We start from the raw sequence: 18,401 nt of genomic DNA on the forward strand, positions 1-18,401 counted from the left end.
CATTATGAGAAATATTTGGATACCGACTTACTTCATTGAAAAGAATGATTCTTGATGAAAAACTACCCTCTATGAACCAGGTCTTGAGCTAGAGATGTAAACATCTCTCCAGTAAGCGAATCGTCATCGTATACACATGAACCTTTATTTTCCTCACGTTTGGCAAAAGGGATTCTTGCGATTACTTCGGATTGCAGCTGTTGAGCTAGCATATCTCCGCCACCCTTCCCAAAAAGATAGTTCCTCGACCCATCTTGTTCTTCGTAATATGCCATATTCTCAACGATACCTAAGATGTCATGATTGGTATGTTTCGCCATGGCACCTGCTCTTGAAGCAACAAAAGAAGCGACATTGTGAGGTGTCGTTACGATAATTTCCTTTGCCTGAGGAATCATGGCAGCTACATCTATGGCTACATCTCCTGTACCAGGAGGTAAATCTAGAAGGAGGTAATCCAGTTCTCCCCAATGCGTGTTGGCAAGGAAGTTTTGAATCCATTTGTTTAGCATCGGCCCTCGCCACATAACGGGGTTATTATTGTCTGTAAAAAATCCCATGGACATGACCTTAACGCCCTGACTTACAATTGGAATGACCGTCTGGTCAATCATGGTCGGCTTTTCTCCAACTCCCATCATCGCAGGGATACTAAATCCATAAATATCAGCATCTAACACTCCGACTTTTTTCCCCATACGGGCCAAAGCAGTAGCCAGATTAACGGTAACCGTTGATTTTCCCACTCCACCTTTTCCGCTTGTCACTGTAATAAATTGTACACCTGAATCAGGGCGCAACATGTTAGGCATTCCGGTCTCTGTTGTAGCACTTTTCTTTAAAGTTTGCGTTAATGCAGCTCGTTCTTCTGGTGTCATAGATCCAAAGGTTAACGAAACACTTGAGGCTCCAATATTTCGAAGCGAATTTTCAACATCTTCTTTTATTTTTGCTTTTAATGGACAGCCTTGGATCGTTAAAACCACTTCAAGTTGAACACGTGTACCATCCATTTCAATATTTCTCACCATGTTCAAATCCACGATACTTTTATGCAGCTCGGGATCTTGAACATGTTTTAAAGCGTTCATTATTTGTTCATGTGTCAACATAACTCTCAGTCCTTCTTTATTTAGTAGTTTCCTTCTCATTATTGGTTAATTGCCTCAGAGAAAAAATTGAAAAGATTATAGAGATCATGGCAAAATGCCTATCATTAAATATCACAGAATAACTGATAAGTTGAGCTACTTTTATGATTCACTGTTTGAATGATCTGTTCTATTTCATGATATTCTCCATTAATCTACTTGGGTTATTCATTGCCTATTGAACTCTCCTTTTTTATAAACAAAAAGCCCACCATAAAATAGAATGTGTACATGCACATGCAATACACAGTCAATTTTATGATGGGCTAATTACTAAGCAGTTTTCCTACTAGCGATCCATCTCATCACGTATAACAAAAATAAAAAACAGGACATTATGGCAATTTTTCATTACCTAATATCAATGATTTTTAATATATTTTTATTATAATACTTTAAATGTCCCACCTCAATAGCAAATTACAAGTAAAGCTACAAAAACTATCCTTAAATAAGTGGTTTAGAGTAACGATATCTCAAAAAATGTTTCCCCAATTTTTTTTGTTGATGACCTTCTACTAACTATTAAAAGCAATGGTATCTTAAAATATCCCCTAATCAATTTTAAGACTATGGCTGAATAAGCTTATCGAACACAAAAATCGTCATCGCCGTATCAATCTCTATATTAATATCCGTATAGATGCTCAAAATGCTCGCTTGCATCAACTCCTCAAGCTTTTTCATCACGGCAGGATCCTGATAGATATCCTTTACTAATTTAGTTCGTGCTTCATGAACCATTTTTTGCCCTTCTGTGGAGCCAATCATAAACTTTTCCACATTCGTCAGATTACCTTTCATCTCACTAACTACCCAGGGACCTACAAAACGAGTGGTGATTTCCTTTGGTCCATTTCCAACGTATTGCTTGCGTATTTCACGAAGTAATGTATTAAATTGATGCTCCATGTTCTTTGTCATTCCATTTCCCCTATCTCATCATTTAATCTGTTTAGCTTTGGGTTTCATATTAAATAATCGGCTCTAGTGAACCTCTATTTTGTCAAATTGTTCATCTTTTACTCCAAAAGATAAATTGCTTGTTGGGTAGGCACTATTAGTTGGATCGGCAAAGTGAGTCTTTCAGCGCAAAAACCTTGTTCATATATATTATGTATTCAAACTCACTATTTGTCTCCTTGAAAAAATAATAATGGGGAAGGACCTCTGTATTGAGTTTTAAGAAATTCGATAACGTATATAAAACGTTTCAATGTGCGCACCAACCTTAATAGTAGTGGCTGGCTAAGCATTTCAATGTATTACATGCTTTGATTAAGAAAATATAAATACTCTATTCCAGCAGCAGTTATCTTCGTGCCGGCCCGCCCTCTGCCTTTGACGACAAATCCTTCGCTTTCTAAAATATCCAAGCGGCGACGGATCTGTTGAGGGGACAAGCCAAAGTCCGTTTCTTTACTTTGACTTGAAATCAGATCTCTGCTTGCAGCTTTTCCTTTTTCGTTGCACTGCTTGATTACTTCCAAAATGAAAGTGCGTTCCCGCCTTTCGAGCATACTTTCACACGCGGAATATTCCGACGCCACACTGCCTTCCGCTTGTCCATGCATGAACGGTAGGTCACTTTTCGTCATGACATTTCCCTCACAAACAGTCAGCATGTAATCAATTGTGCTTTTCAGTTCTCGTATGTTGCCAGGCCATTCATATTTAATGAAATACTCCAGAACGTCTTGCTCTACCTTTACCCACTTCCCGCTCTTTGTGATGAGATGCTTTATTAAAAGAGGGATATCCGCTCTTCTCTCCTTGAGTGATGGAATGTAGAGATTGAGGACATTCAACCGGTAAAACAAGTCTGTTCTGAATGAACCGTCCCGAATTTTCACTTGAAGATCTTTATTCGTTGCGGTAATCACCCTAACATTTATAGGAATGATTCTTCTGCCGCCAATTCTGCGAATTTCCCCCTCCTGCAGAACTCGCAGCAGATGTGATTGAACTGTGAGACTTATGTCGCCAATTTCATCCAAAAAGATCGTCCCGTTATCAGCCAATTCAAACAAACCTTTCTTGCCTCCCCTTGTTGCTCCTGTAAATGTCCCTTCTTCGTAGCCAAACAATTCACTTTCAAGTAAAGTTTCTGTTAATGCGCTACAGTTCACAGCCAGGAACGGCCCGTTTTTTCGCAATGAATGTTCATGAATTGCATGTGCAAACAATTCTTTTCCTGTTCCAGTCTCGCCTTGAATCAATATCGGATGCTCTGACAAAGCAAGCTTCTTGGCAATCTGCTTCCGCTCTTTCATTACATCTTCCTCGCCGATAATATCATCAAAGCAGTATTTCGTATAAAACCCTTTATTTCGCAGTTCCCTTTGTGCTGTCTTTTCTATTTCAAAGGCTTGATGTACACTTTTGAAGGTTGCGACAATTGTATTTTCTTTCATCATTTGCAAGCGAAAAATGACCACATCCACGCCGTCTATGTCGAAGAACTTACTCTCATCCCTACCTTCCATGATGAATTCGGTAATATCCCTGCGATTAACAATATGCTCTATATACTTATTTACCACATCTTGCGCATCAACATGAAACAATGCCGCAAGACGATCATTGAATACCGTAATCCGCCCTTCCTCGTTAACGACCAATATTCCATCATCCACAGTTCCCAACACATTTTGGATGTGCTCGCTCATCTGCAAGGCATCCCGCTCTGCATCTAACAGCTTACGTTGTAATTCAATGATATTGCTAATATACCTTTCTGAAATCTTAGAGGATATATCCTTGTTCAAACCGCAGCATTCTACAACTTCCAGAATAGTGGTTATATCAAAAAGACGCACACCTATATCGATAACTTCTTTTATGTATGAGGGGCACAGATGAGTTTCCCCTGGTGAAACGGCAACTTGGACATCCTCATAAAACAATATCCCCTTCCGAAAAGGGATAAATTTAACATGATCGATACCAAGCTGATATAAGGTTTCAATAAGACTTATAGTGGCATCATCATCATCATTTACCAGCAGAACTGCTGTACCATCAGGTATTCTTAAAAGTTTGTCAATGTATTCATGATTAACTGTTCTCGTTCCCACAATTATTTTTTCGGCATTTACGCTATACATACCCCTTTTATTCTCATAAGCGGCATCTGATGAATACAAGATCATTCTATCTTCCAGAGAAAGAGGTATTCCTTCATCAGCAGCATAGCTTGTGACATGAACATAGTCTCCAAGCAATTGTTCCAGTTGTTCCTGCAAGGCTTGCTTTGTTTTTGAGCTTCCCGCTATAAGTGTAAGTGAGGATTTTGACATAAAAACACCTACCTCTTCCTTCAAATTGGTTCTATTATACCACCAAAAAGAACCAATAAAGACCTTAAACTTCAATCCAACCATAAAGATTTCATAAAAATCAATCTTTACATATTGGCACAGATTTTGCTTGATGTCTGTATAAAGGAGGAAAAGCGTTTTAATTCTATGCATGTATGTTAAAGACAAAGGAGAGATACTTATGAGCCAAATAGAAGAGAAGGTTGTTTCACTGAAAACATCAGGAAAAAAAGAGAGAAAAATCAATGTGTTTGTATTGCTGCTCTGCATTCTTGCAATAGCAACTCTATTCACTTACATTTTGCCTGCAGGGGAATATGTACGGATTGAAGCGGACGGACGGACAACTGTTGACGCCAATTCTTTCAAATGGATAGAATCCGCACCGGTCGGATTTTTCGAAATGATGAAAGCTATTCACACAGGCATGGTAGAAGCCGGAAATATTATCTTCTTCTTATTGATCATCGGAGGTTTTTTCGGTGTTTTAAGAGCAACAGGTACGGTCGATGTACTGATCGCCACAATGGCTCGGAAGTTAGCGACGCGTGAAAAGTTATTGATTCCTGTCGTGATGCTGTTTTTCGCTGTAGGCGGCTCCTTAATGGGGATGGCGGAAGAAACACTTGCTTATCTCCCTCTTATCATTCCACTGGCATTGGCTCTGGGATTCGACACTATTACAGGAACCGCCATTGTCATAGTAGGAGTAATGTCAGGGTTTACAACTGCCGTCATGAATCCATTCACAGTTGGGCTTGCCCAAGGAATCGCAGAATTGCCGATGTTCTCAGGCATAGGCTTCCGCCTTATTTTATTTGTTATCGTCTACCTGGTTTCCGTTCTTTATATCTATCGGTACGCAATGAAGGTAAAGAAAAATCCTTCTCTAGGAATCTACGGAAAATATACAAAAGAAGAATCGAAAAAACTTCTGCAATCAAGTGCGAAGTTAACAGCGGGGCATAAGTTCATCTTAGGTGCTTTTTTAATTAACTATATCGTCTTGGCGTTTGGAGTCATCAAGTTTCAATGGTACATGACAGAAATCGCTGCCTTATTCATCGTATTGACTATCGTAATTGGAGTCATCGGAAAATTGTCAGCAGATCACATCGTCAACTCCTTTATCAATGGATCAGCAGCCTTGCTCGGCGGTGCTTTGATAATCGGCGTATCACGCGCCATTCTGGTCGTATTGAATGAAGGACATATCGTTGACCCTATGCTTCATCAAGTATCTGAATATATCCAGCATATCCCAGCCTATTTAAGCGTTGCCGGCATGTACAGTTTCCAAACTCTTATTCATTTCATTCTAGCGTCCGGCACCGGTCATGCGATGCTGACCATGCCAATTATGGTGCCGCTCGCAGACATATTGGAAATTACACGCCAAACCGCAGTGTTGTCTTTCTCTTTTGCGGACGGAATCGGAAATATGATTTTCCCGACCGCTACCACCTTGATGGCGGGCTTGGCAATCGCAGGCATTCCTTGGACAAAGTGGGCGAAGTGGATTCTCCCGCTGGTGCTCATTCAATATCTCATCGGATTGATAGCTGTCATCACAGCTCACTTCATCGGATATGGTCCATTCTGATTTTATAGGTTACTAATTATACACAGGAGGAGAAACTCATTGCTTACTTTAATCAAAAATGGCGAAATATACTCACCCAATTACTTAGGACGGAAAGACATATTGATTACAAATGATAAAATCGCATTCATAGATGACAGGATCGAGATTCCTGACAACTTTGCTCCTATTCAAATCATTGATGCGACTGATCTTTTGGTTGTTCCAGGTTTTATAGATTCACATGTTCATATAATCGGCGGGGGCGGCGAGGGCGGATTCAAAACCCGCACCCCCGAGCTAAAGCTCACTGATATTACAACTTCAGGAATTACAACACTGGTCGGCTTACTTGGCACGGACGGAACTACGCGTAGAATGGAGAGTCTTCTTGCCAAGGCGCGTGCGCTTGAAGAAGAGGGTATTTCCTGTTTCATTCATACTGGCTCCTATCAAGTGCCAGTTAAAACATTGACAGGTAAAATCGAAGACGACATTATTTTAATCGACAAAATTATCGGTGTCGGGGAGATTGCCATCTCAGACCATAGATCATCAGAACCCATATTTGAAGAATTAACTAAAATCGCCGCAGCGGCTCGCAACGGCGGTATTCTGTCAGGAAAGGCCGGTATTATAGAAGTTCATGTAGGGGACGGAGATGGAGAACTCTCATTGTTACATGAAATTGCTGATAAAACCAACATTCCGATTCGGCAGCTCCATCCGACACATATCAACCGAAATGAAGGATTATTCAGGGCGGGAATTGATTACGCTAAGAAAGGCGGATACGTTGACTTTACTACAAGTACCATTCCTCAGTTTTTAGAAGAAGGCGAAGTGAAGTGCAGCATGGCCTTGCGGATGATGCTTGAAGAAGGCGTTCCAGTCGGTCACATCACCTTCTCTTCAGACGGGCAAGCAAGCCTTCCCTTTTTTAACTCCCATGGGGAGTATGCCGGCCTTCAAGTAGGAAAAGTATCATCGCTCTATCAAGAAGTGCGTGATGCTATTTTAGAGGAAGGCATCCCTCTGGAAACCGCACTGAAGGTCATCACCACAAATCCCGCACAAGTGCTGAAGCTTTCAAGCAAGGGCAGCATACAATCCGGGAAGGATGCTGATATCGTATTGTTACATAAAGAAACATTGATAATTGACACTGTAATGGCAAGAGGACAAGTTATGGTAGAAAAGGGGGTTACGTTGATAAAAGGAACATTTGAATGAATAACAGACAGGGTACACGTTATCGGAAAATTGTCATGTCTTGCATTGTTTGGATTCCTATAGGCATCGCCTGGTATTTACCTTTCTTCTAAAAAATCTTGTTCTAACTTTACATGGTCCGTATTATCGGATATTTGTTACAGGCGTCTTCCTTAAAACAATCTAAAAAGTCGAATTCCTAGCTGTGAAGGAATTCGACTTTTTGCTATACAAAAATTTCTCGTATTGAATCCAATACATGTTTTAACTTTTGGGCAGTCCCCATATAATGAGGACAATTAAACAGATAATTTTTCAGTCATCATAATTTGAACAATATCCACTTACCCTTCATTACATTTAAATCAGTTTAGTTAGAAGCCATATCTGTCACTTTTTAATTAGGGGTCTCGCACAGCCTCGTTGTAGCTAGAGGTCAACTAAATAAGGAAGTACTATGCATCGGCTGGACTTTCGCTTTAGGATCAATATAGGCTTTAGCATTATTGACTGCCGTTGGACCTTCACCGAATCCGGAAGCAATTAATTTAACCTTTCCATCATACGTACAAATATCCCCGGCTGCGTAAATGCCTGAAATATTTGTTTCTTGTTTTGAGTTAACGATAATTGCATTTTTATTGATGTTTAGACCCCATTCTTTAATCGCACCAAGAGAAGAGACAAAGCCGTAATTAATAATTAAATCATCTATGTCCACCACTTCTTTTTGTTGAGTCTTAGTGTGTTCTAAAACAATTTGAGTAATCTGATCTGCTCCTACCAGTTCTGCTGGAATATAAGGTGTTTTCACCTCAACAGAGGAATTCACTAATTTATCGACACTATGTTCATGAGCACGGAATTTATCTCTTCTGTGTATCAATGTTACTTTTTCAGCAATCGGTTCTAACATTAGGGCCCAATCAACAGCAGAATCTCCACCGCCTAGAATCGCCACTTTCCTTCCTTTAAAGCGGTTCATATCATTCACAAAATAATGTAAATTCTTATTTTCGAACTGTGTTGAATCTTCTAATTCTAGTTTACGAGGCTGAAAAGCTCCATTTCCAGCAGTAATGATTACTGATTTTGAGAAATGAGTTTCACGGTTTGTTGTGATCTTAAATGTTCCGTCTGCTTGTTTTTCCAACTGTTCAACTGCTTCTTCAAGACAAATTGTTGGTTCGAACACTTTCATTTGTTCTTTTAAATTCTCTACCAATTCCTGAGCCCTTACTTTTGGAAATCCAGCTATATCATAAATGAATTTTTCGGGATAAAGAGCAGAGAGCTGTCCTCCCAATTGAGGAAGACTTTCAAGGATTTTCACCTTTGCTTGCCTCATTCCCCCATAAAACGCCGTAAATAAACCAACTGGACCTCCGCCAATTATTGTTATGTCATAGACCTTCTTTTCTTCTGTCATTGTAATCACTCCTTGTCATTCTATGTTGGTTGCTCCTACTGAAAATGATTTGCCGATTGTAAGGGATAGATTTGTAAAGCTTCTACAATGAATAAACTAGAGGTGTCAATTTCTTTAATTCATATAAATCTATAATCCGTTACAAACGTCCTCAACATTTATAAATATTATTCAAATTTATTAGGATTACCATCAAAAGATATTTGAGCTACTTTAATAGAATCGGTTGGACATCCTTCTGAAGCATCTATCATATCTTCCTCAAGTTCATCAGGTATGATGGCTGCCCCAACATTATTATCCAATATAACAAACGCAATACCTTCTTCATCGTAATCATAAATATCAGGAGCTGAAGCACCACAAGCTCCGCATGCAATACAAGTTTCTTTATCCACGATTGTATAGTTAGCCATTTTTACTATCCATTCCCCTCTCTAATATAAGCCCTGTTTTTTTACTAAAGCATTTATAAGGTTTTGAAACCTTAGGCAATTCCTATTCTTTATTTCCTTACTCAATATCGTTTAAAAATTCCAGGATGCTTGAATTAAACTTTCTGGGATTCTCCTGGTAACACAAATGACCGCCATCTGGAATGATCACTAGCGCTGAATTTATTAATTCTTCATGAATTGCTTCCGATTCCTTTATAGGGGTTACAGTATCCAACTCACCACAAATTACAAGGACAGGAACATCTATATGAGATAACGTACTCATTTGATTTAGATGATAAAGTGAATAGGCTACCGAACGGTATCCTGCCGGTCTTATCTGTGTCATGATCTCTTTTACTCGCTTATAAACGTTTTCTGAAGCATGGGGAGATAGCAAGGCATGTATCCTCTTTTCCGCTATCTCCTCAGTAGAAAGGTTTTCAATCGAAAATAATCGATTTTTCAATTTCGTCTCGTTCTCTTCTGGGGTTAGAGCAGCAGCCCCTCTTGTCGAATCGGCTAATATAAGTTTATTAATCTTATTTGGGTACAAGCTACAGTACTCTATTGCAATTGCCGCTCCCATTGAATGGCCGAGCAGATGGATTTTTTCCAAATTCAGCTGATCTAGCATGCCGTTCAGAATCCGTGCAAACTCTTTAAAATTTCTAAATTCCTCTGCTGGATCTGAACTTTTCCCATAACCCGGAGCATCCCATGCAATTACTGTATAATTCTCCTTTAATTCCTGGATTTGCTCCTTCCAGGACTGTGAATTATTACTCATACCATGTAACAATACTAAAGGTTCTCCATTACCTTCTATTTCATAATGAATCCTTAAATCTTCCACTTTTACGTATGGCATAATATCATTCCCCCTTATGTGTATTTGGCATATCTTTTCTTAAAGTAGCCAATGATTCACCTCATTTAGTTACTCTTGACGGAAATAGCTTTCGTTTTGATTCGATATGGAAAGTGCTTCCTTATCTGCAATGAGCAGAACTTGACCTGTTTATCGATACGTTTCCCTGACACTGTCGTAAAGCATCAACATCATTAGCGTTACGGGTTTCCAAAGAACCACGACCTGTCTGCTAAAAAATAGGGATTAAGCACACGCCGACAAATTGCGGACTGATACAGGGATTTTTTTATGTAACAATACACGAAACTTAAGCAGCAGAAATTCCATTTCAGTTCCGGTCTTACAAATAAAGCAAAATACAGTATTCCAAAACCTGTGCCAACCTAGCCAAGTCCTCGCACTGACAATCCGCCATCGCTGGAAATGACTTCACCGGTAATCGCGCGTGATTCGTCAGAAGCTAACAGTACATACGCCCCAACGTGATCTTCCGGCACCTGGGCAAGTTGAAGAGGATTTCTTTTTTTTATGCTGCTTGCTTTCGTATCATTATCGACGATTTTCACAAATGGACGCAGTGGCGGGATCACCGAAAGTGCTGTCAATGTGCCCCCAGGAGCTACCGCATTTACCCGGATAGAAGGCGAGAGCTCGAACGCAAGCTGGCGCATCAATCCAATTTGGGCGTGTTTGCTCGCTGTGTACCAAACACCGCCGCCATCTGGATAAAAACTTGCACCGGACACAGTGAAAATTATAGTGCCATTTGTTTTTTGCAGTTCTTCAAGAGCTGCTTTCGCTCCGAAAAAAGACCCTTTTACGTTAATATTGAAAAGGGAATCATACGCTTCGGAAAGCGCCTCAGGAGTCACATCGGCAAATTTAGCAAATCCATCGAACACGCCGGCATTCGCAATGAAAACATCTAACTTCCCGTATTGCTCAACCGTAGCTTGGACCGCTCGTTCATTGTCTTCGTATTTGCTTACATCTCCCTGATAAGTAAGGATATTTTTACCAAATTCTTCTTTCATTTTCGCTAATGTGTCTTTAGAGCGGCCGATAATGCTCACTCTTGCCCCTTCTTGTATAAAACGGCGTGTGACAGCTTCCCCTATTCCTGAAGCTCCCCCTGTAATCATTACGACTTTATCTTTTAAGGTCATTCCCATGGTCTCCACCCCTTTAATTATCTTTTATTCATGATGAACGATTATACAAAGATCTAGGTTAGAATCAAGTATACGGTCTTGTTAGCGAGCACATATTTTTTCAAATTCCTTACGGGTCATTAATCTTCTCTTAATTCACGATATTTAGTTTCTTATATAAAACAACGTTTTAATATAAACGATTTTAGTAGTCTGTAAAAAAAATGAAACCACCTTTTGGAATACCCTACTTGATTCGCAACTCGTGATTCCAAAATATATTAATCTGTGGTTATCCTTACTCCTATGTACTCTTTTAAAAGGTCTACAAGATTTGACTCTTGACGACTTCATTGTAGCTTCTCAGTAAGATTCCACCTCGTATTCTTACTGAGAAACCACTTCTAAAAAACGCATGATCTTAAACTTTTAGCCTTTTATCGATTATCGAACACCCATTCCGCTTGAACCGCTTGAGGCTTTACTTCATTTGCCAAGTGGGTTGCTGCTGTCCGCTAGATTCACCCATTTAAAAAGTTACTTTATTTCCTGTCGTATTACTTAGGTGATATTCAAGAGCTTCTTGTTTAATCATAAACAAATACGCGACAAACCCGAAAGTGGCTGCTACAATGAGCATGGCAATGGAAGGACCAAAATCACCGCCAGACAAATCGCGGCTCCACCCCATAATATAGCTTGAAAATCCACCCATAATATTTGTGAATCCCATTAAACCGGCTGCACGGCCCGCTGTTTCAGGTGTTGAAAATTTAATGATGAAAAAATTGGTTAGATGAAACATTCCTCCCTGGGATCCCATAGCGAGCCCCATGGAAACGCCAGCCAAAATAGGGCTTGGTGCAATAACGGCAATTGTCAAAAATACTGCTGTCAGTATGAAAAGAATCGTCGCCAGTAAACTCGGGCGCTTCGTTTTGTCCGCCAGAAATCCCCCAGCCAGGACAAACCCAAGTGCGAATAGCCACGATAATGAAGTAATCCCAGTCATCGCTTCCCTTTCAAAGCCTTTGGCCTCAACAAGATATGTAGGCAGCCAAATACTGATTCCAAAGAAAAGAAAGGACGACATCAAATTGCCAAACCAGACAATCCAATAACGATAATCCTTAGCGAAGAATTGCTTCGACTGCACATCATTTGTTTCGTCTTTTTGGCGAATATAGGAGACTTCTTCTTTACTGATGCGTGGATGTTCTTCTGGCGTGTTACGAGTCAATAACAGGAACATTGGAATATTGATAAATAAGTTAAAGGCGGCGAGGGCAAAGAATGCTGCCTGCCAATGAAACGTTGAAATAATCAGAATGAGCATAACGGTACCCAATGCCGGGCCAAGATAGTTGCCCGTAATCCAGAATGACTGTGCCCTGCCAAGTTCTCGTTTATTAAACCAATTCGAAATAAATTTACCAGATATCGGAATCATCATACCTTCCCCAATTCCGAGGATGACCCTGCTGATTAAAAACATTTCGTATGAAGTTGACAGCCCCCCCATCACAATGGTCGCTGTCCATACCAGTAAACCTAAAACTGCTGTTTTCCGTGCGCCTAACTTGTCAATAATAACGCCCCAAAAAATGTTGGAACAGGAATATGAAATCATGAATATAAAGGAGATCAAACCAATTTTTGCATTTTTATCCGGGCCGGTTAGTCCAAGATCGCTTAAAAATCCCGGATCCGTTTGGATAACGGAGATACCCACTTTATCAATCTGACCGAAAAACCAGAAGAAAAAAATAGGGATTGCAATGTACAACCATCTTTTTTGACCTTGTAACATGTTATTTCCCCCTTATAAATAGGCTCCTTTGAATGCGCTTTCATGATTTCCAACAAAGAAAATGTCTATCATACTATTAAACTTGACCTACTCCTCCTTTCAAAAAAATAGCAGCAACGCATTGTTTTATATAAAAAACAATGTTACCGATATTTAATGTTATATCGAATTTTCATAATAGTCAATAATATTCAAATTATTTTTTCTAAGACAAAAAATAGTTTTGTATACAAAACGAAATAAAGTATTGTTTCGTTGAAAACAACACGAAACAATACTTTCATCAGCAATGCAGATTGCTAACGATATTAACAAAGGTGTACCCTCTTGAATGGTTTCTCGTTTGCGTCTTGGCCGAGTGAGTCTTTACTCTCCCAAGAACGATGACGTTCATTGAAAATGTTGCTGATAAGCCCTTCCAAAAGTAGCTGCCGAATCACACCAGTTACAGCAGAGTATGCCAAATGACAAGAAACCACCATAAGCGGTGGCTTTGCAGATTATGCCCTTTTCATTGCTTTATCGAAGATGCCCACTTTTTAGGAATCAACTATCTTATGTAAGGAAACTAATCGATTTCGTAAATGTTGATTGTTTCGAAAACATGTTATTTCTATTTTCCTTAATGAGTTTGTGAACCTAGTTTCATGGAAATCTCTTTGGCAGCTTTCGTTACCTTGTCTATCAATTCAGGCAAACGATCTTCCTGAAATCTTGCTTCAATCCCAGCCACACTAATACCAGCTACAATTTGATTTTTGCCGTTTAATATCGGAGCACTCACCGCTTTTGTGTAATTCTCCAGTTCTGATGAAGTTATCGTATATCCTTTCATTCTCGCTTCATCCAAAGCATGACGGAGGATGTTTTTATCCGTTATCGTTCCAATCGCAATTGGATTTAATTCTACACTGTCCATATAAGCTTCACGCTCTTCTTCCGGCAAATGCGCGAGGATGATTCGGGAGTCGCCAGCGTACAGTGGAGAGCGCCTTCCAATAGAGGTATATAGACGCACAGGATGCAGGGTGTCCACCTTTTCAATGTACATGGCTTCGTCCTTATCCCTCACAATTAAATTCACTGCCTCTTCAACATCATCCCGAAGGTCTTTCATGATGGGATAGGCAATTGATCTGATATCCAAACGCTCTCCCACCAGTTGACCAAACTGCAGGAATATAAGCCCAAGTGAATAATATCCATCATCATCCCTAGTTAGAAACCCCATTTCTTCCAATGACCCCAGCATTCGGTGCAATGAGGTTTTTGGCAGGTTGGAAAGTACCATCATTTCATTAAAGCTGAGTTTCGGATGATTGATGAAAAGGGTAAGGATTTGCATGGATTTAACGACGGTTTTGTTATGTGCTTGCATACATTGTCTCCTTTCATGATACAAGTTTTCCTGGATGTACTCACATACTATCATTCTATAATAAAACAAGGAAAAAAGGATAGAATGGTATACAGTAAAAAATACATATAAGGGAAAAGGAAAAAGAAAGTACTCTAAAAAGAGTACTTTCTCATCGTTTACGGCTTCTTGCTGAAGGAACTATATGACAAACCATTTTTTCAGGGCTAATGAAATCGAAACCTGTAATTCTTTCAATTGCACCTCTTTTTGAAGGAAAAGCCGTTCTGCCTCTTTTAAGGTCACCCGTGAGAATTGAATGGATTCCCCTGGTTTAACTTGTGCGATTATTGGTAAATCTGCTGTAATCACCTGTGCTATTTTAGGATATCCTCCTGTTGTTTGGCTATCTGCAAGGAGTATGATCGGGTTTCCATCAGGAGGAACCTGTACGGACCCATTTGTAACCGCTTCTGATAATAGATCCCCGTTATCCTGTAACTCTAGGTTAGGGCCTGATATTCTATAACCCATACGGTCAGATTGATTGGAAACTTTAAATGAACCTTCTACAAAACTACCTTTACTTGAGTTTGTGAAATATTCGTACTGGCTTCCTTCGATGAAACGGATGAAAGGCTTTCGATCTGGAAAAAACTCCTTATGATTAACAAACCACTTTGGGAAGGCAAATGAACCTTCGACCTCCCATTCACCAAGATTTCTGGTAGGTTCATTACATTCCAACACATCGTCAGTTCTTATTGCCCTGCCCTTATAGCCGCCAATCCCTCCCCGTAAATAGGTGCTTTTACTACCCATAACTTCAGAAATGGCGAAACCTCCCGCCACAGATAAATAAGCCCTGCAACCTGATTTACACCCTTCAAATCGAAGAATCGATCCTTTTTTCACATATATGGGCTTCCACATCGGTGCAATCCGACTGTCGATCGTAGGTGATAAATCGCCACCCGTTATCGAGATCAAGCAATTTTTCTCCACTTTAATAGTCGGACCCATTAATGTTATTTCCAAGGCCGCTTCTCCTTCTTCATTACCAACCAACATATTGGCAATTCGTAAAGAATATCCATCCATTGCCCCGCTTACTATCACCCCATGTTGCTGAAATCCTTTTCTTCCAAGATCTTGTATACTAGTCAATAATCCCGGCTTGATTACACGCAGGCTCACTGTAACCCCTCCTTAAGGACCATTTCTTCATACTCTTTATTAGAAATCGGATGGAATTTTACAATGTCTCCTGCTTGTAATAAACTTGGCGGATTTATATTTGGCAAAAATAGTTTCGTTGGCGTTTGTCCGATTAACTGCCATCCTCCAGGTGTTGATATGGGATATACACCCGTTTGCATACCGGCAATTCCAACTGCCCCTGTTGGTATCGTCATTCTGGGAGAAGAACGCCTAGGTGTCGCTATTTCTTCAGATAGCCCCCCTAGAAACGGAAAACCAGGTGCAAATCCGATCATATAGGCCAAATACTCACCGGTTGAATGAATATGAATGACTTCATCCGTGGTCAAATTATTATAACGAGCTACATATTCCAAATCCGGTCCATATTTCCCTCCATAACAGACGGGAATGGAAACCGTTCGATGTGTCAGCTTTTTACCTTCTTGTATACCCTGTAATTTCATGTCCAAGATGCAACGAACCACTTCATAGGGAGAAATGTCTTCCCTTCCATTGCTTTGTTTTTGATTCTTATAGATAATCAGCGGATCATAGAATACCGTCAAATTCGTAAATGCCGGTACACATTCTATAAATCCTACAAAGGGTTCATCTTCCAGTGAATCCATAAACAATTTTATTTTTTTGTGAATGCTGTATTCCATTCCATTCCCAAATGTAATCACGATTGCGGAATCGCCCAAGGGAGACAGTTTACATGCAGTTTTATTCAAAATCTTTTCCGGCATAGAACTCATCTCTTTCTGTCCATTATAAAACGCCTAATTTTTCATCACGAATGTCCGTTATAAACATATGTCCAGGTGCATGTGTGATCATGATTTCAGGTTTGGTTTCCATAGCAATGGATTGAGGCGTGACACCACATGCCCAAAAGACCGGGACTTCCCCTTCACGAATCGTTACTGCATCACCAAAATCGGGATTCTCTATACTGGACACCCCTATTGCTTCAGGATCGCCGATATGAATCGGACCACCATGAACTGCCGGGAAACGCGATGTCACTTGAGCTGCCCTGACTACATCTTTTTGGGGAATCGGCCGCATGCTTGCTACCATATTCCCATGAAAAATTCCCGCTTCGATACACGGAATATTAGTTTTATACATTGGTACATTGCATCCCTCATCAATGTGACGAATCGATATATCATTATTTAAAAGAGCGTGTTCGAATGTAAAGCTGCATCCGATTAAAAATCCTACCATATCGTCTTCCCAGTAATCTGAAATATCCGTTACTTCTTCCACTAATTCACCATATTTATATACCCTATATTTAGGAATATCGGTGCGTATATCTGCAGACTTGGCAGCAAATGCAGGTATAGGTGAACCCATTTCCGTTACATCCAGCAATGGGCACGATTTAGGGTTGCGCTGACAGAATAATAAAAAATCAAAAGCATGCTCTTTTTTTAAGATGGCTAAGTTCGCTTGTGCATAACCGTTAGCCATGCCAGCAGTCGGTTTAATCCATTCATTATTTCGAATCATGGAACGTAATTCTGCCGGGGTTGCTTGGGAAAGATCGATCATTAATCATTCATCTCCTATTGACGGCTGGCAGTTAGCAGTAAACTGCCAGTCGCATTCATTGATTTGCATTCATTATCATCAAAAAAATCTGGGTATTTGTGTCACTAATGTATATGCGCCCATTAACGCCATAACGATTACTACAAATACACCGGAAATCGTCAACCATAAAGGATGCTTGTAATCACCTACAATATTTTTCTTATAGGCGGCAACCAATAGCGTACCAAGGGCAATTGGTAAAATCAGACCATTTATCGCTCCAACTACAAGCAGAACTTTAACCGGTTCGCCAATTAACAAAAAGCAAATGGTTGAAACGACAATAAAGCCAATAATAATCCAGTTAGCCTTTTTATTTATTTTTTCGCTGAATGTTCTGATGAATGAAACAGAAGTATATGCAGCACCAACAACAGATGTGATAGCAGCGGCCCACATAACGATACCAAAGATTTTATATCCTATATCACCGGCAGCGAGTTGAAAAACGGATGCAGCAGGGTTATCTGAATCGATTTGTAAACCTTTCGATACGACACCAAGTACTGCCAGAAATAAAGCAACCCTCATTACCGTCGTTATCAATATCCCCATTACCGAACTCTTTGTGACTTGTGGTAATGCGTCAACACCTTTCACGCCTGCATCCAATAGACGATGTCCTCCAGCAAAAGTTATATAGCCGCCTACAGATCCTCCTACTAATGTTACGATGGCGATAATATCGATTTTATCCGGCACAAAAGTTCTCACTACCGCTTCCCCTACAGGAGGTGAGGTTGTCCATGCAACATAAATCATTAAACAGATCATAAAAAAACCGGCAATTTGCGTAAAACGGTCCATGGCCTTTCCTGCTTCTTTCACGACAAATATCAAAACGGCGATGACGGCGCTTATTGCCGCACCTACAGTTGGGGATATTCCCGTCATTGCATTTAGACCAAGCCCAGCTCCTGCGATATTTCCGATATTAAATGCGAGACCACCCATAACGATAAGTGCCGCAAGGACATAACCGAGTCCAGGAAGTACCATGTTTGCAATCTCTTGCCCTCGTTTTTCAGAAACAGCTATTATGCGCCAAACATTTGTTTGGGCAAAAATATCAAGAATAACAGAGATAAGAATAACGAAGCCGAAACTTGCCGCAAGACTTTGGGTGTAAACGGTTGTTTGCATTAAAAAACCTGGTCCTATTGCGGATGTTGCCATTAGGAATGCTGCACCTAACAATAAAGTACGGTTTATTTTTGGCTTAGTGGGAGTCTTTCCCTGTGGTGTTATATTTTTAATTGGCTCCAATGGA

The 18,401-nt window shown here is 40.1% G+C and carries 15 protein-coding genes; 2 read left to right on the plus strand and 13 right to left on the minus strand.

Annotated features, from left to right (window positions below; translation table 11 throughout):
* Positions 1–62: 62 nt before the first annotated feature.
* The 3 genes from ACQKMH_RS23890 to ACQKMH_RS23900 form a co-directional block, all read right to left on the minus strand.
* The gene (locus ACQKMH_RS23890; protein ID WP_427589834.1) at positions 63–1,112 is read right to left on the minus strand and encodes a P-loop NTPase; all 1,050 of its coding nucleotides are present in this window, start codon (positions 1,110–1,112) and stop codon (positions 63–65) included.
* A 609-nt stretch (positions 1,113–1,721) separates the two neighbouring features.
* Positions 1,722–2,075: a DUF2294 domain-containing protein gene (locus ACQKMH_RS23895; RefSeq protein ID WP_427589835.1), complete on the minus strand. Its 354-nt coding sequence runs from the start codon at positions 2,073–2,075 to the stop codon at positions 1,722–1,724.
* Positions 2,076–2,416: 341 nt separating this feature from the next.
* Positions 2,417–4,450, minus strand: a complete 2,034-nt coding sequence (locus ACQKMH_RS23900; protein ID WP_427589836.1) for a sigma-54 interaction domain-containing protein — start codon at positions 4,448–4,450, stop codon at positions 2,417–2,419.
* A gap of 202 nt (positions 4,451–4,652) precedes the next feature.
* Between ACQKMH_RS23900 and ACQKMH_RS23905 the strand changes: the two genes are divergently transcribed.
* Both ACQKMH_RS23905 and iadA read left to right on the plus strand, forming a co-directional pair.
* Entirely contained in the window at positions 4,653–6,074 is a 1,422-nt protein-coding gene (locus ACQKMH_RS23905; RefSeq protein WP_427589837.1) for a YfcC family protein, read from the plus strand.
* A 39-nt stretch (positions 6,075–6,113) separates the two neighbouring features.
* On the plus strand, positions 6,114–7,286 hold the full coding sequence (iadA, locus tag ACQKMH_RS23910; protein WP_427589838.1) for a beta-aspartyl-peptidase: 1,173 nt from the start codon (positions 6,114–6,116) through the stop codon (positions 7,284–7,286).
* A gap of 415 nt (positions 7,287–7,701) precedes the next feature.
* On the opposite strand, the gene ACQKMH_RS23915 is transcribed toward iadA, so the two are convergent.
* From ACQKMH_RS23915 to ACQKMH_RS23960, 10 genes are all read right to left on the minus strand, one after another.
* Complete coding sequence (locus tag ACQKMH_RS23915) at positions 7,702–8,694, minus strand: NAD(P)/FAD-dependent oxidoreductase (protein WP_427589839.1); 993 nt, start codon at positions 8,692–8,694, stop codon at positions 7,702–7,704.
* A gap of 167 nt (positions 8,695–8,861) precedes the next feature.
* Complete coding sequence (locus ACQKMH_RS23920) at positions 8,862–9,110, minus strand: ferredoxin (RefSeq protein ID WP_427589840.1); 249 nt, start codon at positions 9,108–9,110, stop codon at positions 8,862–8,864.
* Positions 9,111–9,207: 97 nt separating this feature from the next.
* On the minus strand, positions 9,208–10,002 hold the full coding sequence (locus ACQKMH_RS23925; protein WP_427589841.1) for an alpha/beta fold hydrolase: 795 nt from the start codon (positions 10,000–10,002) through the stop codon (positions 9,208–9,210).
* A 386-nt stretch (positions 10,003–10,388) separates the two neighbouring features.
* Entirely contained in the window at positions 10,389–11,177 is a 789-nt protein-coding gene (locus ACQKMH_RS23930) for an SDR family NAD(P)-dependent oxidoreductase (protein ID WP_427589842.1), read from the minus strand.
* Between the two features lie 508 nt (positions 11,178–11,685).
* On the minus strand, positions 11,686–12,966 hold the full coding sequence (locus ACQKMH_RS23935) for an MFS transporter (RefSeq protein WP_427589843.1): 1,281 nt from the start codon (positions 12,964–12,966) through the stop codon (positions 11,686–11,688).
* Between the two features lie 622 nt (positions 12,967–13,588).
* A complete protein-coding gene (locus ACQKMH_RS23940) occupies positions 13,589–14,344 on the minus strand; it encodes an IclR family transcriptional regulator (RefSeq protein WP_427589844.1) in 756 nt (251 codons plus the stop codon).
* A 180-nt stretch (positions 14,345–14,524) separates the two neighbouring features.
* On the minus strand, positions 14,525–15,520 hold the full coding sequence (locus ACQKMH_RS23945; protein WP_427589845.1) for a biotin-dependent carboxyltransferase family protein: 996 nt from the start codon (positions 15,518–15,520) through the stop codon (positions 14,525–14,527).
* Positions 15,517–16,275 carry a 5-oxoprolinase subunit PxpB gene (pxpB, locus tag ACQKMH_RS23950; RefSeq protein ID WP_427589846.1) on the minus strand — a complete coding sequence of 253 codons (759 nt, stop codon included), beginning with the start codon at positions 16,273–16,275 and terminating at the stop codon, positions 15,517–15,519. The genes ACQKMH_RS23945 and pxpB overlap by 4 nt, the downstream gene beginning before the upstream one ends.
* A 22-nt stretch (positions 16,276–16,297) precedes the next feature.
* Positions 16,298–17,089, minus strand: a complete 792-nt coding sequence (locus ACQKMH_RS23955; protein ID WP_427589847.1) for a putative hydro-lyase — start codon at positions 17,087–17,089, stop codon at positions 16,298–16,300.
* Between the two features lie 78 nt (positions 17,090–17,167).
* Positions 17,168–18,379: an NRAMP family divalent metal transporter gene (locus tag ACQKMH_RS23960; protein ID WP_427589961.1), complete on the minus strand. Its 1,212-nt coding sequence runs from the start codon at positions 18,377–18,379 to the stop codon at positions 17,168–17,170.
* Positions 18,380–18,401: the final 22 nt, after the last annotated feature.

This window comes from Peribacillus sp. NPDC097895 (genome assembly GCF_050277555.1).
Taxonomy (GTDB): Bacteria; Bacillota; Bacilli; order Bacillales; family DSM-1321; genus Peribacillus.